The 16,555-nt window shown below is 64.7% G+C and carries 14 protein-coding genes; 8 read left to right on the top strand and 6 right to left on the bottom strand.

The window, feature by feature from the left end:
• Positions 1–40: 40 nt before the first annotated feature.
• Genes OGV19_RS06515 through OGV19_RS06525 form a run of 3 tightly spaced genes read right to left on the bottom strand, consistent with a single transcriptional unit; the run spans position 41 to position 5,169 of the window.
• Entirely contained in the window at positions 41–2,428 is a 2,388-nt protein-coding gene (locus OGV19_RS06515) for a PAS domain-containing hybrid sensor histidine kinase/response regulator (RefSeq protein ID WP_264312618.1), read from the bottom strand.
• A gap of 14 nt (positions 2,429–2,442) precedes the next feature.
• Positions 2,443–2,904 (bottom strand): response regulator, encoded by a 462-nt coding sequence (locus tag OGV19_RS06520; protein WP_264312619.1) that lies wholly within the window; start codon positions 2,902–2,904, stop codon positions 2,443–2,445.
• 15 nt (positions 2,905–2,919) lie between these two features.
• Positions 2,920–5,169: an ATP-binding protein gene (locus tag OGV19_RS06525; protein ID WP_264312620.1), complete on the bottom strand. Its 2,250-nt coding sequence runs from the start codon at positions 5,167–5,169 to the stop codon at positions 2,920–2,922.
• 293 nt (positions 5,170–5,462) lie between these two features.
• On the opposite strand from OGV19_RS06525, the gene OGV19_RS06530 reads away from it, so the two are divergent.
• From OGV19_RS06530 to OGV19_RS06560, 7 genes are all read left to right on the top strand, one after another.
• On the top strand, positions 5,463–5,990 hold the full coding sequence (locus OGV19_RS06530; protein ID WP_264312621.1) for a Csu type fimbrial protein: 528 nt from the start codon (positions 5,463–5,465) through the stop codon (positions 5,988–5,990).
• Positions 5,991–6,018: 28 nt separating this feature from the next.
• Positions 6,019–6,555, top strand: a complete 537-nt coding sequence (locus OGV19_RS06535; RefSeq protein ID WP_264312622.1) for a Csu type fimbrial protein — start codon at positions 6,019–6,021, stop codon at positions 6,553–6,555.
• A gap of 18 nt (positions 6,556–6,573) precedes the next feature.
• The gene (locus OGV19_RS06540; protein WP_264312623.1) at positions 6,574–7,107 is read left to right on the top strand and encodes a Csu type fimbrial protein; all 534 of its coding nucleotides are present in this window, start codon (positions 6,574–6,576) and stop codon (positions 7,105–7,107) included.
• 3 nt (positions 7,108–7,110) lie between these two features.
• Complete coding sequence (locus OGV19_RS06545; protein WP_264312624.1) at positions 7,111–7,614, top strand: Csu type fimbrial protein; 504 nt, start codon at positions 7,111–7,113, stop codon at positions 7,612–7,614.
• Between the two features lie 39 nt (positions 7,615–7,653).
• Positions 7,654–8,430 carry a fimbrial biogenesis chaperone gene (locus OGV19_RS06550; RefSeq protein WP_264312625.1) on the top strand — a complete coding sequence of 259 codons (777 nt, stop codon included), beginning with the start codon at positions 7,654–7,656 and terminating at the stop codon, positions 8,428–8,430.
• Between the two features lie 162 nt (positions 8,431–8,592).
• Positions 8,593–10,836 (top strand): fimbria/pilus outer membrane usher protein, encoded by a 2,244-nt coding sequence (locus OGV19_RS06555; RefSeq protein ID WP_264313897.1) that lies wholly within the window; start codon positions 8,593–8,595, stop codon positions 10,834–10,836.
• Complete coding sequence (locus tag OGV19_RS06560; protein ID WP_264312626.1) at positions 10,833–11,801, top strand: Csu type fimbrial protein; 969 nt, start codon at positions 10,833–10,835, stop codon at positions 11,799–11,801. The genes OGV19_RS06555 and OGV19_RS06560 overlap by 4 nt, the downstream gene beginning before the upstream one ends.
• Before the next feature lie 136 nt (positions 11,802–11,937).
• On the opposite strand, the gene OGV19_RS06565 is transcribed toward OGV19_RS06560, so the two are convergent.
• The gene (locus OGV19_RS06565) at positions 11,938–13,086 is read right to left on the bottom strand and encodes a M14 family metallopeptidase (RefSeq protein WP_264312627.1); all 1,149 of its coding nucleotides are present in this window, start codon (positions 13,084–13,086) and stop codon (positions 11,938–11,940) included.
• Positions 13,087–13,298: 212 nt separating this feature from the next.
• Here OGV19_RS06565 and OGV19_RS06570 point away from each other — a divergent pair, with 212 nt between their 5' ends.
• Positions 13,299–14,264 carry an ABC transporter substrate-binding protein gene (locus tag OGV19_RS06570; protein ID WP_264312628.1) on the top strand — a complete coding sequence of 322 codons (966 nt, stop codon included), beginning with the start codon at positions 13,299–13,301 and terminating at the stop codon, positions 14,262–14,264.
• Positions 14,265–14,271: 7 nt separating this feature from the next.
• Here the strand turns inward: OGV19_RS06570 and OGV19_RS06575 are convergent, their stop codons facing one another.
• Entirely contained in the window at positions 14,272–15,045 is a 774-nt protein-coding gene (locus tag OGV19_RS06575; protein WP_264312629.1) for an AraC family transcriptional regulator, read from the bottom strand.
• A 36-nt stretch (positions 15,046–15,081) separates the two neighbouring features.
• Complete coding sequence (locus tag OGV19_RS06580; RefSeq protein ID WP_264312630.1) at positions 15,082–16,317, bottom strand: MFS transporter; 1,236 nt, start codon at positions 16,315–16,317, stop codon at positions 15,082–15,084.
• Positions 16,318–16,555 lie beyond the last annotated feature (238 nt).

Consider the following 16,555-nt stretch of genomic DNA (forward strand, 5'->3'; position numbering starts at 1 on the left):
GCCGTTTGTAACCCCGTCGCCGGCAAGCCGGCGAGTGGAACTACACCTGGGCGCCCAACAAGTCACCCAGCACCCGCGCCAGTTCATCAGCCTGCACCGGCTTCTGAATCACCAGGCTACCCGGCAACTCCAGCCCTTCCAGTTCTGCGTAACCCGTCAGAAATACCACCGGCAACCGCGGGTGCCGCTCGCGAGCGGCCAAGGCCAATTGCGCGCCGTTGAATTCGGGCATGGCGAAGTCGGTCAGCAGCAGGTCAATGCCGTCGTCGAGTAACGCCAGGGCCTGCTCGCCACTGTGCGCCTGGCGTACCTGATAGCCATACTGGCGCAGCACATCGCCGAGCATGTCGCGAACCAGATGGTCGTCATCTACCAGCAGCACCGTGTGGTTGTGGCCATTGTCGCCGATCGGCTGGCCAGCCACGTGCGCCACCGGCTCGCTCTGCTCGTCACCCTTTACCGCGGGCAGGTACACCGCCACCTGGGTGCCGCGCCCAGGCTCGGTATCGATACGCACGCCGCCGCCCGACTGCTTGGCAAAGCCAAACACCTGGGCCAGGCCAAGCCCCGAGCCCTTGCCGATGTCCTTGGTGGTGAAAAACGGCTCGAACACTTTGGCCAACACGTCTTCGCTCATGCCGCAGCCGGTATCGCGGATGCTCAGCATCACGTACTCGCCAGGGTCAGGGTCTTCCGGGCGCTGCGGGCGGGCCTCGATGTGGGTGTTGCGGGTGTAGAGGGTCAGTTGGCCACCGTCCGGCATGGCATCGCGGGCATTGATCGCCAGGTTGAGGATGATCATCTCGGTCTGGGTCGGATCGGTCAGTGCCTGCCACAGGTGCTGGTCCAGGTCCAGGCGCACCGAAACGTTACCGCCAAGGGTGCGGCGCAGCAGCTCCTCAAGGCCGGCCAGGGTCCGGTTCAGGTTCAGTGGCACCGGTTCCAGGCGTTGGCGGCGGGAGAACGCCAATAGCTGCGAAGTCAGCTTGGCACCGCGTTCGCCGGCTTCGCGGATGTGCGTGAGGCGCGTGCGCGCTTTGTCCAGGTCGGCCTTGTTGAGGTCGCGTTCAAGGAAGCTGGCACCGGTCAGGATGACCGTCAGCAGGTTGTTGAAGTCGTGAGCCACACCAGCGGTCAGCTGGCCGACCGCTTCCAGGCGCTGCATCTGTTGCAGCGCTGCCTCGATACGTTCGCGTTCGGTGATTTGTTCACGCAGGCGGGTGTTGGCCTCGGCCAGCCCCAGCGCGGCCTCACGCTCGCTGGTGATGTCGCGGGCCACCACATACAACAGGGTGTCCTCCGGTACCACCACCCAGGACAGCCAGCGCTGTTGACCGCCGGCATGCAGGATGCGCCCGACAAAGCGCGCGCTGGTACGGCCATGGGCGAGGGCGGCCAGTTCGGTGAGCAACAGCGCCTGATCAGGCTCGGGTAGCAGGTGCAGCAGCGAGGTCTGGCTCAGCCGCTCGCGAGAAAAGCCCAGGCTGGCTTCCCAGGCCGGGTTGAGCGCAACCGGGGTCAGGTCTTTGTTCAGCACCGCCAGCAAGTCCTGTGACAGCTCCCAGGCGCGGTCGCGTTCACGGGTACGGCGCTCGACCCGTTCACCGAGCATCTCGTTGAGTTGCTTGAGGGCCTGGGTCGCCTGGCGCTGGGCATGAATGTCCTGCAGTACGCCGGAAAAGCGCACGCATTGGCCATCGACGAACTGGCTCTGGCCGCTGCTGAGCAGCCAGCGGGGCTCCAGGCCGTTGGGTTGCGCGATACGGAACTCGACCCGGTAGTGGCCGTCGCTCTCGGGGCGCATGGCATGCTGCACGGCGTCGTGGACCATGGCCAGGTCTTCGGGGTAGATGCCGGCAAAGAACACGTCCAGGGTCATCTCGGTGCTGGTGGGCAGCCCGAACAAGGTCTTGCAGCGGTCGTCCCACAGCAGCAGGCCTTCCTGTGGGCGCAGGTCCCAGGTGCCCATGCCGGCGGCGTCGATGGCGATGCGGGCGCGCGCTTCCACATCTGCCAGCGCTTCTTCGGCGCGACGCCTGCGCTGGCGTTCCTGCACTTCGGTCAGCGCCCGGCGCACGGCCTTGGGCAGCAGTGGCAGGTTTTTCTTCAGTACATAATCGGTGGCACCCAGGCGGATCATCTCCACTGCGTGCTCTTCGCCGTAGATACCGGAAAGGAAGATGAACGGGGTGTCCGGCGCCAGGCGCTGGGCAATGGCCAGCACGTCGGTACCGGACGAGCCGGGCAGCACGCAGTCGCAAAGGATCAGGTCGTAGTGAGCCTCACGCAGGGCGTGTTCGACACCGACATGGTCGAACACCAGGTGCGACTGGACGTGCAGCCCACTGCGCTCCAGGCGCAGCAAGGTCAGCTCGGCGTCCATCGAGCTGTCTTCGACCATCAGCAGTTTCAGCGGCGTTGGCAGCATCTTGGCGGTGGCCCTCAGTTGCTGCCGCGGCGGGTCAGACGCAGCGAGCCGGGTGGCGGTTCGTTGAGCACGGCCCAGAATACCCCCAGGTCGGAGATGGCGGCGACGAATTCCTTGAATTCCACGGGTTTGACCACGTAGGCATTAACCCCCAGTTCGTAGGCGCGCAGCAGGTCGGGCTCCTCCCGCGACGACGTCAGCATCACCGTCGGGATGCTGCGCAGGTCAGGGGTGGCGCGTACTGCCTTGAGTACTTCCAGGCCATCGACCTTGGGCAATTTCAAGTCCAGCAACAGCACGGCGGGGTTGCCACCGTCGCGTTCGGCATAGGCATTGCGGCGCAACAGATAGTCCAGCGCATCGGCGCCGTCACGCAGCACGATGACTTCGTTGGCCAACTGGCTGCGCTCCAGAGCCAGCAGCGTCAGCTCCAGGTCCCGGGGGTTGTCTTCTACCAGCAGGATGGGTTTGAGCATGATGGTACAGGGGCCTCATGTAGTCGCGGCGGGGCGCGGGAGGGTGAAATGAAAACTGGCGCCCTGGTCGATCTGGCCTTCGGCCCAGACGCGGCCGTCATGGCGCTCTATGATACGCCGCACGCTTGCCAGGCCGATCCCGGTGCCTTCGAAATCTTCCATGCGGTGCAGGCGCTGGAACACGCCGAACAGCTTGTTGGCGTAGGCCATGTCGAACCCCACGCCGTTGTCGCGGATGCACACCTCGACTTCGCCCTGGTGTTCCTGGGCGCGGATCGTGATGCGTGCGGGGTCGCGGCCGCGGGTGTACTTGATGGCATTGCTGATCAGGTTTTGCAGTGCCAGGTTGAGGAATGCAGGGTCGGCCATCACCTTGGGCAAAGGGGCGATGTCCCAGACGATGTCGCGGCCCTGGTAGTCCGGTGCCAGCTCGGTGCGAATGGCGTCGACCAAGGCATTGAGGTCGACATCCGACAGGCGCAGGGCCGAGCGGCCCATTTGCGAGAAGTTCAACAGGTTGTCTACCAGGCTGCCGGCAAAATGCGCGGCTTCGCCAATATGCTGCAAAAAGCGCCGGCCGCGCTCGCTCAAGCCTTGGCCCTCGATCTCGCCAAGCAGCTCGGTGTAACCGGCGATATGCCGCAAGGGCGCACGCAGGTCGTGGGACACACTGTAGGAGAAAGCCTCCAGTTCCTTGTTCGAGCGGCGCAGTTCGCCGGCCAGTTGCGCCAGCTCCTCGGCCTTGCGCAGGACGATGCCGAGCACGGCAGCGCGCAGCTCTAGCACGCCTTCAACGATCAACGGGTCCCACGGCTGGCAAAAACCGCGCACCTCCTCCTGCCAGCGCTCGAAGCTGTGCCGCGGGTCCAGCTGGCCCTGTGGGCCGACCTGTTTGCTCGGCTGCCCGGCCCAGTTCACGGTGCGCACGTGTTCTGGGCGGAACCACAGCAGGTAGTGCGAATGAATTTGTGAGATAGCCACCGCCAGCACACCACCCACATGGGCTGCCAGTTCGGGCAGCTCGTCGATGTCGCGGCGTACGTTGTCGCTGTGGAACACCGTGTCTTCACCGCGTCGGGCCAGCCAATGGACCAGCGCCGTGACTTGCGCTTGCGGTGGTGTCTTGCCGATCAGGTCGCAGCGGTCGGCCGAGATTACCGCGGCGCCGCTGGCGCCGGCGAACTGCAGCAGGACGTCGGGCAGGTCGAGCAGGCCGTCACTGACGCTGTCGCGGTCGGCCATCGACGAGATCAATCGCACGATGTGCTGGCGCAGGTCGAGCAATGTGCGCGTGCTGGCGTGGGACTCACGCGATTCGATCTGCAGCGACAACACGCTGGCCAGCAGTTCGCAGGCGGTGCGGGTGCGCAGGTCTACCGGGCGCGGTTGAGCGTGGTGGCAGGACACCAGCCCCCACAGCTGCCCGTCGACCACAATCGACAGCGACATTGACGCCAGGGTGCCCATGTTGCGCATGTATTGCAGGTGCACCGGCGACACGCTGCGCAGTGCAGCGAAGCTCATGTCCAGCGCCTTGCCGGTGCGAGGGTTGGTGGCGGGCAGCAGCTTGGAGGGCTGGTAGTTGGCGTCTTCGATCACGCGGATACGGTTGACCCGATACAGCTCGCGTGCCTGGCGCGGGATGTCCGAGGCGGGGAAGCACAGGCCCAGGTAGCTGGGGTAGCTTGGGTCGGCCACTTCGGCCAGCACTTGACCATTACCTTCGCTATCGAAGCGGTACGCCTTGACCCGGCCGAACCCGGTAATGCGCTTGAGTTGTTCCACCGACTGCTGCAGCAGCTCTTCAAGGCTGGCAGCCAGGTGCAGGCTGCCGACAAAGCTGCGCACCAGCGGGTAGTAGTCGCCTTGTTCCGCAAGGTCCGCAGGCACGCGCACGGGCTCGAACTCGATGATCAGCACCTGGTCGTGACGGTGGGCCAGCACCCGCAGCCTGTCACTGCAGGGGGCGCCATGGCGCAGGCGCACGTCGCCGATATGAAAAGGAAAGCCCTCGTCGTCAGGCAGGCGCGCAAGGTGCGCGCGCATGTCGAAGGTGTCGCTGACCAGGCCGGCAAATGGGCAGCCCAGCAGTTCTGTGGCTGGCAGGCCCAGCCAGTGCTCGGCGTTTTCGCTGGCCTGGAGGATATGCAGGTCCGTTTCATCCAGCACCAGCAGAAACCCGTGGGGCTGAATGCTGCCAGGCACCTGGATCGGCTCCTGGGCACAGCGCTCTAAGGCCTCGGCGAGTGGCTTGTCTGCAGTCATCAATGAAAACGCTCCTGTCCTGCCTGTCCATGTGTGCCGCTTGTGTCTGGTGCAGGACGATGGTTGGTCTGCACCGTACCAGAATGTCGGCTGATTTGCCGGCTCATGGCCATTTGAGGCACTGTGCGACGAGGGGTTCGCTGACGTTGAAGATTTTTTCCTGGCAACTGTCGGCGTGGCTTGAAGTACGTGCTATCGCTTTATTGCTAATACAAAAAAATGGCTTGAGGCCATCACTGTTATTCCACCTCGCTGCTACGCTCAGGTCAGCACACAGCGACAAGGATTATCAAGTGACGGAACGCTTTTTGGCCGCGTTGTTGGGCCTGTTGTTTAGCGGCAGTGCCGTAGCCACGGACTTTCTCGTTGAAGTGCGGGTGCTGGTGCAGCGCGGCTGCCTGCTGGTCAACCAAACGCCGGATGCCGGGGCACAAGCGCTGGGTCGGATCGACCTGGGCAGTGCTGCGCGGCTGGATGGCCCAGGCGCGCCTTTGAGCGGTGCACTGTTCAGCCAGCGGCCGCCACGCCTGGAATGCAACCCCGACACGCCTTATCAGGTGCGGGTCGATGGCGGCCAGCACGGCGGCGCAGGTGAACTGCGATTTTTGGCCAGCGAAGACGCCACAGCCCGGCCCATTCCTTACCGCTTGTACCGTGACGCCGCCTGGCGCGAACCGCTGGCGGTCGATGTTGCGCACTCGGCGCGGGTACCGAGCAGCGGTTCCATCGAACTCCCGTTGTACGCCCGTATCGACACGTTGGCCTGGGTACCTCAGGCAGGCCTGTATGGCGACCTGCTCAAGATCACGGTCACCTGGTAAGGACACCCATGCACAAGGACGCGACGCCATGAACCGCACCTCGATCCTGCTGCTTACGCTCGGCCCGCTGCTGTTGCCCGGGGGGGCGGCCCATGGCACCACCAGCGGGTTCATCCAGGCACGGCTGGTGATCAGTGCGGCCTGCCAGATCAGCAGCGGCACCGATCAGCCCGCGACCCTGGGCAACCCTGGCCTGATGGACTTCGGCGAACGTGGCCCGAGCTGGGATCAGCCGCTGCGCAGCCGGGTCGACGAAGTGGCCGGGGAGGGCAGCTTGCAGATCAGTTGTACGCCCGAGGTCCGGGCCTTCAATGTGCGGATCAACGGTGGCCTGAATGGCGGTGACGGTGTGCGGCGCCTGAGCAACGGCCGCGAACTGATCCCTTATCAACTGGCGGTGGACCCGGGTGGCAACAGCCGCTACGGCATCGGTCAGGCGCGTGCCTTTACCATCAGCAGCACCCAGCAGATTCCGATTCCGATCTACGGCGTGGTAGTGGCGCAACCGCGCGCGCTGCCTGCCGGGCTGTACCGCGACACCCTGAGAGTGACCCTGGACTGGTAACCACGCAAGGAGACTCCGATGCGAACGAACCTCACCCACTGCATCCTCGCCGGCCTCGGCCTGGCCTTGGCCTCCCAGGCCCAGGCGGCCACGGTGACCGGCAACATCACCTCGACGCTGACACTGATCGCGGCCTGCCAGGTCAACGGCAGTTCCGCGAGCTCAGGGTTGAACTTCGGTACCCTCAACTTCGGTACCCAGGATGCCCTGTTCAGTAGCGCCAATGCTCAAGTGCTAGGCGGCACGGGTAGCGCCCTGAGCATCCTGTGCTCGGCGGGCAGCATCCCGGCGATCCGCGTGCGGGCCGGTAGCCACGATGGCCAGTCGAGCGGGGGTACACGCGCACTCGCCGACGGTGCCGGCAACTTCGTACCGTATGACTTCTACACCGATACCGGGCGCACCCAGGTACTGGTCATCGACGCCACCATCACCTTGCCGACCAGTACCGGCGTGGCCCAGAGCGTCAACCTGTACGGTCAGGCACGGGGCAAGGCGGGCCTGCCGGCGGGGGTGTACACCGACACCGTGGCGGTCGAGCTGACGTTCTGAGCCATGCGCGGTTGGCTCGCAGGTGGCCTCACGGGTATCGGTGTGCTGCTGGCTACGCCGCTGGGCGCGGTGCCCACCAGTACCTTCCAGGTGGCTGCGCAGATCGTCGCCGGATGCCTGGTGGTCGGTGGCGTGACCAACTACGGCGTGCTCGACTTTGGCACCCAGTCCGCGCTGGCCAGCGGCACCCTGAGCACCTCGCTAGGGGGCGCCACCGTGACCTTCCAGTGCACCCCGGGCGTGGCGCTGAGCATGAGCCTGGACGGCGGCCAGAACAACGCCAGCGGTGTCCGCAACCTCAAACGTACGGGGAGCACGCACGTGCTGGCCTACCAGTTGTACCGCGATGCGGCCTACAGCCAGGCCTTCGGCATCGGCCAGAGCGTGGCGGTCAGCTACACCGACCCCACGGCCATCAAATTACCGGTGTACGGCCGCGTTCAGTTGACCGGCACACTGCCGGCAGGCACCTACACCGATGTAGTGCAAGTGACGGTGACCTGGTGATACCGCCAGCACAAATGACATCAATCTAAGGAGAGTGGCATGGGGGCAGGCGCGAAGTGGGCGCGTGGATTGATCGGGTTGTTGCTGCTGGCAAGCCTGCCGGCGGGGGCCGCCACCTCGGTGCTGATCTGGCCGATTGACCCAGTACTGGAGGCCGACCAGAAGGCCGGCGCACTGTGGCTGGAAAACCGTGGCAGCGCCCCGGCAAACCTGCAAGTGCGGGTGTTCGCCTGGCGCCAGGGGGATTACCAGGAGCAGTTTCAGCCGCAGCGCGACATCATTGGCAGCCCGCCCGTGGCCAACATCGCCCCTGGGCAAAAGCAGTTGATCCGCCTGACGCGCACCGGCAGCTCGCCCGCCGGCCAAGAACAGGCCTACCGCATCATCATCGACGAAATCCCCCCCGCGATACCGGCAGACAGCGCCAGCCAGGGCGCCACCGCCGCAATCCGCCTGCAGATGCGCTATTCGGTGCCGCTGTTCGTCTACGGCGAAGGGTTGTGGGGCAAGGCTGACCCTGAAGGCAAGCGCAACGCCGAGGGCGTGGGCAAGCCGCAACTGAGCTGGCGCGCGGTGACGGTGCAGGGCAAGCCCTATGTGGAGCTGCGCAACACCGGCCCGGTGCACGCGCGCCTGACCGATATGGTGGTGCAGCAGGGCAGCCAGAGCAAACCGTTGGCCGAAGGCCTGCTGGGCTATGTGCTGCCCGGTGCCAGCATGCGTTGGCCTGCGCCGCTGGCGCCGAGCGCCGGCAGTGTGCTCAAGGGGCGGGTCAATGGCCAGAATGCGGCGGATGCCATCCGCCAAGGCCAATGAGTCGGCGGCTGAATGAAGGGCAGGGGCCAGGGAGGACCCGGCAATGGTTGGAAACCGTGTGTGAAATGGCTGTCGGCGACGACGCGCCGCTGGTGCCTGGGGCTGGCCCTGTTCGGCCCCGGCCTGGTGCTGGCCGACGACTTGCCGCCGCCGCCCACGGAGATGTCCGTCAACGCCGACGCCACGCTGTACCTCGACCTGATGGTGAACCAGATGCCCAAGGCTGAGCTGGTCCCCGTGCAGCAACGGGCCGGGCACCTGTACCTGGGCAGTGATGTGCTGCGCGCTGCAGGTATCAGCCTGCCGGGTGACCCCCAAGGCGAACTGGCCCTGGATGAGGTGCCAGGCCTGCACACCGACTACGACAGCCAGAACCAGCGCTTGTTGCTGCAGGTGCCACCGGCCTGGCTGCCGGGCCAACAGGTCGGCGATCGCAACCTGTACCCTGCCAGCGATGCGCGCAGCAGCTTCGGCGTCTTGTTCAACTACGACCTGTACCTCAACGATACCGATGAGGGAGGCACCTACCTGGCAGCCTGGAACGAACTGCGCCTGTTCGACGGCTGGGGTACGTTCTCCAGCACCGGTCAGTGGCGCCAGTCGTTCAATGGCGCGCAGGCCGACCAGACGCGCCAGGGTTTCCTGCGTTACGACAGCACCTGGCGCTTCACCGATGAACAACGGCTGCTCAGCTATGAAGCCGGTGATTTCGTCACCGGCGCCTTGCCCTGGACCGGCTCGGTGCGGGTCGGCGGCCTGCAACTGTCGCGCGACTTTGCTGCCCGCCCGGACCTGGTCACCTATCCGTTGCCCGCCTTCGCCGGTGAAGCGGCCGTACCCACCTCGCTCGACTTGTTTATCAACGGTTACAAGTCCAGCACCACCGAATTGCAGCCAGGCCCTTACACCCTGACCAACGTGCCGTTCATCAACGGCGCCGGCGAGGCGGTGGTGGTGACCACTGACGCCCTTGGCCGGCAGGTGTCGACTACGCTGCCGTTCTATGTCACCAGCAGCCTGCTGCAAAAAGGCCTGTCGGACTTTTCGGTGGCTGCCGGTAGCCTGCGCCGCGACTATGCGGTGCGCGATTTCAGCTACGGCCCAGGCGTCGCCTCGGGTAGCCTGCGCTACGGCCTCAGCGACAGCTTTACCCTCGAAAGCCACGTCGAAACCGCCGAATCGCTGTTGCTGGGCGGCCTGGGTGGCAACATGCGCGTGGGCAACTTCGGGGTGCTCAATGCGGCCTTGGCGCAGAGCCAGTTCGAGGGCGAGAAGGGCCATCAAGTCGCGCTCGGCTACCAGTACAACAGTCAGCGCATCGGTTTCAGCTACCAGCGCCTGCAGCGCCATGGCGACTATGCCGACCTGTCGCGGGTCGACAGCCCCGACATGCAGTTGAGCCAACGCAGCGAGCAAGTCACCGTCAGCCTCAACCTCAACGAATACGGCAGCCTCGGTGCCGGCTACTTCGATGTACGCGCCGCAGACGATTCGCGCACGCGCCTGATCAACCTGAGTTGGAGCAAATCGCTGTGGGGCAACAGCAGCATCTACCTGTCGGCCAACCGCGAAGTCGGTGATAGCCAGTGGGCCGTGCAGGCGCAACTGGTCATGCCGTTCGACTTCAATGGCACCCTGGCGTTGAGTGCGGAGCGCAGCAAGGAAGGCGAGGACCTGCAGCGGGTCAACTACAGCCGTGCGGTGCCGGTGGGTGGTGGTGTGGGTTACAACCTGGGTTACGCCACCGGTGGCAACCGCGATGTCTATCGCCAGGCCGATGTCACCTGGCGCCTGCAGTCGGTGCAGTTGCAGGCCGGTGTGTATGGCAGCAGTGGCGCGATGACCCGTTGGGCAGACGCCAGCGGCTCGCTGGTGTGGATGGACGCCGGGGTGTTCGCGGCCAACCGCATCGACGACGCCTTCGTGGTGGTCAGTACCAACGGCTATGCCGATGTGCCGGTGCGCTACGAGAACCAGCAGATCGGCCGCACCGACAGCGGCGGCCACCTGCTGGTGCCGTACAGCAGCGGCTACTACCGGGGCAAGTATGAAATCGACCCGATGGACCTGCCGCCCGACATCCTGGCGCCGGAGGTGGAACAACGCGTGGCGGTGCGCCGGGGCAGCGGCTACCTGCTGGAGTTCCCACTCAAGCGGGTGCTGGCGGCGAGCATCGAACTGGTGGATGGCAACCAGCAGGTGATCAAGCTCGGCAGCCGCGTGACCCATGAGCAAAGCGGCAGCCTGGCGGTCGTCGGCTGGGATGGGCTGGTGTACCTGGAGAACCTGTCGCCGCACAACCGCTTGCAGGTGGAGCTGGAAGGCGGCGGGCATTGCCAGGTCGAATTCGACTTGCCCGAAGGCACGGGCTCGGTCCCCTTGATTGGCCCGTTGGTGTGCCGATGAGGGCCTGGCAGCGAGGGTTGTGGGCGTGCGCGTTGCTGCTGCCGGCAGGTACGGTGTGGGCCAAGTGCACGTCGGTGCCAACCTCGCCCGCGGCGTTTGGCACCATCAGCTCGACCCTGGTGCGCAGCACGGTACAGACCGCCTCCAGCAGCAATTCGGGGTTGCAATGCAACGGCTCGGTGCTCAACGTGCTCGGTACCGGCGATACCTTCAAAGCAACTATTCTGCCGGCCACCGGTGGTTTGGTCGGCCCCACCGGTGACGTCATTCCCTACACGCTGTATGCCGACAGCAGCACCAACTACCCGATTACCCGTGGCGTGGCTTACGACTTCGCCCGTAACGGTATCCTCGACCTGCTGGGGCTGCTCAACGGTACGCCCAAGGCGGTGCCGATTTACATGCGTACGCAAATCAACAGTAACGTCGCGGCGGGGCTTTACGAGGAGACGCTGAGCGTCAGCTGGGCCTGGAACTACTGCGAAGGGATAGGCATTGGCGGTTTGTGCATTGGCAAAGACAACAGCGCCGGCACTCAGCCCCTCACGGTCAGCTTGACGGTAAGCAACGACTGCCAGATCACCACACCCACTATCAGCTTCGGCAGTGCACCGGTGGTGTCCGGATTCGCCACGGTGAACCAGGGGGTGAGCCTTATTTGTACCAAAGGCACCAGCTACACGGTGGGGCTGGATGACGGGCAGAACGTGTCGGGCGGGCGGCGCAGAATGAAGTCCGCAGCCAACAACTACCTGGCCTACGATATCTTCAAGAGCGCCAGTGCGGTGCGCTGGGGCTCGGTCACCGGTGCCCGGCGGTCGAGCAGTGATGCCGATATCAACCCTGGGGCGGGGACCGGCGCGGGCAGCCAGGTGTTCAACTACAACGCCAAGGTCTACACCGACCAGGCCACACCGCCGGCGGCGACCTATACCGACAATGTGACGTTGGATGTGCAGTTCTAGCGTTGTTCTGTGCCGGCCTCTTCGCGGGCAAGCCCGCTCCCACAGGTGAACCACTGGCTGCAGAAAAGTGGTTCACCTGTGGCAGACAAGCGGCTCACCTGTGGGAGCGGGCTTGCCCGCGAAGAGGCCTAGAAGATCAACGCAGATCGTCAACCATATTCAGCAACGTCTCCAGCACCGCCCCCGCCAGTGCCTTCGACCGCGCCCCCGACCATCCGGCAACCGGATCAGGCGCATCGTCATGGTCCTTGAACGGCATCTCCAGCGTCAGTGACAGGCAGTCATGGGCCATGCCCACGGCATTGCAGGCCAAGGTCGTGTTCGCCTGCCCTGGTTCATCGCGCGTGTAGCCATGCACCGTCTGGAAGTCCCGCGTTACGCCGCACAGCGTGCTACGGAATTGCGCTTCCAGTTTGGCCAAGCGGGGCGTGTAGCCCGGATTGCCTTCACATGCTGCCGTGAACACATGCGGGATTTCTTCATCCCCATGCACATCGATGAACGCATCCACCCCATGTTGTTTCATCTGCGCCTGGGCAAAGAACACCTCTGGGCTGAATTCGACGCTGGCGTCCTGCCAGGCGCGGTTGAGGTCCTTGCCCTTGAAGTTGGTGCGCAGATGCCCGAGGAAGGCGCCGTCCGGGTTCATGTTGGGGATCAGGTACAGGTCGGCTTTTTCCAGCAGTTGCCGCACCTCCTCTTCGTTGGCTTGCAGGCAGTCGATCACGCCTTCCATGAACCACTCGGCCATGTGTTCGCCCGGATGCTGCTGGGCGATCAGCCATAGTTTGCGCTTGCCGGGTGCGCCATTACCGGCCCGCAGCAAGGGGATGTCGCGCCCCTGCACGCTACGGCCGTTGGCCAGCAGCTCGACACCGGGGATTTGCCTTGCACGCTCGATCAGTTGGTTGTGGCGGGCGCGAGGGTAGGGCTCGAAGTAGGCGAACCAGATCTGATCCTTTTCAGCCTTCACTTCGAATGACAAGGCTTTGCCATCGAACTGGCTGGGTACGCGGAACCAGGTTTGCTGGTCGTAGGAGGCCACGGCGTTGTACCCGGCCCAGGCGTTCTGGTAGGAGGATTCGAAGGCATTATCCAGGCTGAAGCGATGGGCCTGCCCAGGCGTGAGCCCGCTGACCTTGAAGTGAAACCACTGGAAGTGGCCGCTGTTGGAGTCTGGCCGGATGGCCAGGTGTACCTGGGCAGGGTTGCTGGCATCCAGGACCTGGATGTTGCCGGAATCGAAATCGCAGTCGATCTGCAGGGGGGACAGCGTCACGGTCATCGCCGGGCTCCTTGACGGGCATTGTTGTGGGGTTACTGTACACCGGTTGCGGGCTTGAGTGATGCAGGTGGGCTGTTGCGCCAGGTGTCGAGGGGCTAGCAGTAGGTCGCGAGCTCTTTGGTTTGCATATTAGGTTATTACTAAAATCACTTTTATTTATTGATTGGCAGCCGCTACAGTCGTGGTTTTCCAGGACCTGCGAGGAGCAGTGGATGTCCATTCGATCCCGACTCTTGATCATCGCCGCCAGCACGTTGCTGGCGACCCAGGCATTGGCCGCCGACCGCCTGACCCTGCGTATCGGTGACCAGAAAGGCAACATGCGTGCTCAGCTAGAGGCCGCCGATGCCTTGCGTGACCTGCCATACGACATTCAGTGGGCCGAGTTCCCCGCTGCTGCGCCCTTGGCCGAGGCACTGAATGCCGGGGCGATCGACGCGGGCATCATCGGTGATGCACCGTTGCTGTTTGTGCTCGCCTCGGGGGCGCCGGTCAAGGCCGTTGCCGTCGACAAGTCAGACCCGTACGGCACCGCGCTGCTGGTGAACCCGGACGCCCCGTTCAGCAGTGCCGCCGACCTCAAGGGCAAGCGCATCGCCACGGGGCGAGGGTCGATTGGCCACCACCTGGCGCTCAAGGCGCTGGACCAGGTCGGCCTGACGGAAAAAGACGTCGAGTTCCGCTTCCTTGGCCCGGTCGATGCCAAGATCGCCTTGGCCAATGGCTCGGTGGACGCCTGGTCGACCTGGGAGCCCTACACGGCACTCTCGCAGGTGAGCGGGCAGGGCCGGGTGCTGGTCAATGGGCGTGGCCTGTCCAGCGGCAACAGCTTCCTCGCGGCCACCGACAAAGCGCTGGAGGATGCGCCACGGCGCGCCGCGCTGCAGGACTACCTTGCGCGTCTGGCCGGCGCCCAGGTGTGGGCCTATCAACACCTGGACAGCTATTCGAAAACCCTCGCAGCTATCATCGGCTTCCCTGAAGACGCCGCGCGCCTGCAGTTCGAGCGCCGTCAACTGCGCTGGCAGGCCATCGACGCCAAGACCATCGCCGAGCAACAGGAAACCGCCGACTTCTACCAGGCTCACGGCCTGATGAGCCAACGGCTGGATGTCGCGCCAACCTTCGCCAGCGGCTTCAAGGTGCCTTCTGCCGAGGCGCTGGCTGCTCAACGCTGAGCACCCGCTACTTGAAGAACTGGCTCGGTGTGGTGCCGAACTGGCGCTTGAACATGCTGGCGAAAGCGCTCGGGCTGTCGTAGCCGAGCGTGCCGGCGACATCGATGATGCGCTCGCCCAGGGCGATCCGCTCCAGCGCTTGCATCAGCCGCGCCTGCTGGCGCCATTGGCCGAAGGTCATGCCGGTCTCCTTGCGGAACAGGCGCTGGATGGTCTTCTCGTCCACCCCCAGGTGGATGCCCCAGTCGGCGACGGTCGAGGGGTCGTCGGGCCGTGCTTGCAGGGTCGCGCAGATGGTCTGCAGGCGCTTGTCGCTGGGCTGCGACAACTTCAGCGGCAAGGTTGGCAGCACGCAGATCTCGTCGAGGATCAGGCGCATGATCCTGGCTTCGCGTGAGTCTTCGGCGAACGGCGCGATGAAGCCCACGGACGCCTTGATCAACTCGGTGAGCAAGGGCGAAATACTGATGGCCTTGCTCTGCAGCGGCAGGTTTGCCGCGGCATCCGTGCGCACGAACACGCTGCGCATCTTCACGTCGCCCACACAGCGGATGGCGTGCACCTGGCCGCAAGGCATCCAGATGCCGCGGCTGGGTGGCACCGTCCAGCGCTCGCAGTCGGATTCGACGATCATCAAACCTTTGATGGCATAGATCAGTTGATGCTTGGCATGTGAGTGCGGCGCGATGAACCAGTCTGGCGGGTAGTCGGTCGCACGGCTACCCACCTCCCAGGTCCACTGATCCACCTCCACCAGCATTTCATTCAACGGTTTGACCATCACGACCTCGTGCCAACGCAGGCTAGCGCGGCCATTTTAGCAGCAGGTGGCGGGGCGGGCTTTCGAGCGGGTCGCCGGCAGCAGCGCCGTGGCCAGCCCCAGCAGCGGCAGGAACGAGATCGCCTGGTAGACCCATTCGATGCCATGCAGGTCCGCCAGCTCTCCGAGCCCAGCGGCACCAATGCCGCTGATGCCGAACATCAGGCCGAACATCACCCCCGAGACCATGCCGACTCGACCTGGCACCGCTTCCTGGGCATACACCACCAGCGCTGCGAAAGCCGAGGACATCACCAGGCCGATGGCAACTGCCAGCACCGCTGTCCAGGCCAGGTTGGCGTACGGCAGGGCGAGGGCGAAGGGCGCAACGCCGAGGAACGAGACCCAGATCACCGCCTTGCGCCCGATGCGATCCCCGACCGGGCCACCGGCGAAGGTGCCCAGGGCCACGGCGGCGAGGAACACGAACAGGTAAAGCTGGCTTTGCTGCACGCTCAGGCCGAAATGCTCGATGAGGTAGAAGGTGAAGTAATTGGTGAACGAGGCGATATAGACGAACTTGGCGAACATCAGCAGCGCGATCACGCCCACCGCGCGCCACATGGCGCCGCGTGACAGCCCGGGTGCCTGTTGGCCGGCAAAGCGCTTGAGCTGGGTCTGGCCGTGGCGGATGCTCCAGCCGGTGACGCGCAGCAGCACACACACGGCCAGTGCGGCGGCCAGCATGAACCAAGCAATGGCGGACTGGCCGTGTGGGATGACGATGGCCGCGGTCAGCAAGGGGCCGATGGCCGAGCCGGTGTTGCCACCGACCTGGAACGTCGACTGCGCCGTGCCGAAGCGTCCGCCGGATGCCATCCTGGCCACGCGGGAGGCTTCAGGGTGGAAGGTCGCTGAACCGACACCGACCACGGCAGCGGCCACCAGCAGCATTTGGTAGCTGTCCGCGAAGGCGAGCAGGCCGATGCCCACCAGGGTGACCAGCATGCCGGCAGGCAACAGGTAGGGTTGCGGGTGTTTGTCGGTGTACAGGCCAACCCAGGGCTGCAGCAGCGAGGCGGTGACCTGGTAGACCAGGGCAATCCAGCCGATTTGCGCGAAGCTCAGTGAGAAGTCGCTCTTGAGCAACGGGTAGATCGACGGCAGCACGGCCTGGATCAGGTCGTTGAGCAAATGGGCGAAGGCAGCGGCGCCGACGATGCGGACGAGAAACCCTTGCGGCGGGTCGGCGGGCGCGGTGGAGGAGGCCAAGGTGGCGGCAGAAGTCGTCATAAGCGAGGCTCTTTTGTCGAGTGATAGCAAGGCATTGCAGGCGGAGGATAGCCAGCGGTGCTTTTGTCTGTCTCACGTCGAACAGGCACTCACTAGCGCGTTTCGGACATCAAGGATCGCCGCGTCATTGACGGCCACGGCGGTTCCGACGGCCAACCGCGCAAACCGCCGCAGCACTGCTATGCCTAAACATGGCGCATTCACTCACCGCTGGCCGCGGTACCCCAGGGCGAGCGTA

It is taken from the genome of Pseudomonas putida, assembly GCF_025905425.1.
Taxonomy (GTDB): Bacteria; Pseudomonadota; Gammaproteobacteria; order Pseudomonadales; family Pseudomonadaceae; genus Aquipseudomonas; species Aquipseudomonas putida_AF.